Raw genomic sequence first — 1,619 nt, forward strand, 5'->3', positions numbered from 1 at the left:
CTACCGAAAAGTACTCGAGGTAGAAAGCGCCAGATAGAGCTGCGAGAAATCGTGAATGCAATCTTCTACGGTAACAGTTCACCTTGGTGGGTACTATGTGTCAATCAACCAAAAAGGCTATAGACAAAGGGGTTGTCCAAGGTTAAAGTATCAAAATATGGACCGCTCAAAGCTGGAAAGAGCCAGCCGCTCGGACTTAGTCGAATTAATATTGCAAATGGATGAAGCGTTTCAAAGTTTGTTAGAATCGCATCATAAGGTACTCGGCCGCGTCCAGGAATTAGAGGAAGCGGAAAAGAAGCCAAAAAAGACGAGCAAGAATTCATCGAGCCGTCCCTCATCGGACAGAAAAGCAAGTCGTCCCAAGGTCAAAACCCTGAATAAAAAAGGGGCAAAGCCAGGTCATGTTGGTAAGAGCCGAACACGAAGTGAGCCAGATGTGACAATCGAATGCAAGTTAGAAGCCTGCACAGATTGCGGGACGGATTTACGAGAAGCCTCTCATCAGGAGTTAGGCCGAAGCCAAGTCGTTGAGATTCCGCCGGTCCAACCGGTTGTAGTAGAAGCCATCCGCTATGGGTGCAAATGCCCAAAATGTGGTCAGGAACAAGAAGCCTCTTATCCAGAAGGTCTAGAACGAGAACGAGTGTTTGGTAGCCGAATCGAAACAACAGCGGCCTACCTACATGAAGTGCATCATGTCAGCTACAACCGTCTGAAAACGCTATTTGAGCTCCTCTTTGGCTTAGGCATCTCCAACGGTGCCTTGGTCAATATTGTGCAACGAGTCGCAGCCAAACTTGGTCCGGAAGCCGAGAAAATTCTTGCAGAGGTTAGGGCTAGCCAAATCGTTCAATCCGACGAAACTGGTGCCAGAGTCAATGGCAAGAATCAATGGCAATGGGTCTTCATCGGGGATAGCGCTACCTACCATGTCGTTGCTGATAGCCGCAGTGCCCAAGTCATCAAGGATGTGATGGGCGATTCAGTTCCCTTAGTTTGGGTCAGCGACCTTTTCTCCGCACAATGTGTGGCTGCCTCCCGTTTGCGCCAAATTTGCCTTGCCCATCAAATCCGTGATTTGCAATTTGCTATTGACGCTGAATGCTCCGTTTGGGCTTATCAATTCCAATCCTTGCTTCTACGTGCCCAAAGACTTAACAAACGCCGAGATGAGCTCTCTCTTGCTCAGTTCCATGCTTCTACTTTCCAGATTGAGCAAGATTGCAACCACCTTCTTTTACAGCCTCTTGATGGTGCCGAAGAGGCGAGACTACAACGACGATACCTTAAGCATCGGCAGAGCATCTTTACTTTCTTATATTATTCTGCCGTACCTCCTGATAATAATGCTTCTGAGCGAGCCCTTCGTAATTCCGTCATTCAACGCAAAGTCTCTGGTGGCTTTCGCTCTGATAATGGGGCCAAGGCTCATGCCACTATTGCTTCCGTCGTTGATACCGCCAAGCAGAATCAACAAGAACCTTTTGACGTCATTTCCCGACTCAACAGTAACCCTATTCCCTTACCTGCTTGACCAAGGTGAACTGTTACGATTGTAGAAATAGCGCAAAAGCATTGGGTCACCTCCGTGTTAACAGTTAGCTCTTAATTCCTAG

At 47.7% G+C, this 1,619-nt stretch carries 1 protein-coding gene; it reads left to right on the top strand.

What is annotated here, in order from left to right:
- Nucleotides 1-157 precede the first annotated feature (157 nt).
- Nucleotides 158-1,537: an IS66 family transposase gene (gene tnpC / locus F6K63_RS36775; RefSeq protein ID WP_287315008.1), complete on the top strand. Its 1,380-nt coding sequence runs from the start codon at nt 158-160 to the stop codon at nt 1,535-1,537.
- Nucleotides 1,538-1,619: the final 82 nt, after the last annotated feature.

Origin of the sequence: Moorena sp. SIO1G6, assembly GCF_010672795.1 — a bacterium.
Lineage (GTDB): Bacteria > Cyanobacteriota > Cyanobacteriia > Cyanobacteriales > Coleofasciculaceae > Moorena > Moorena producens.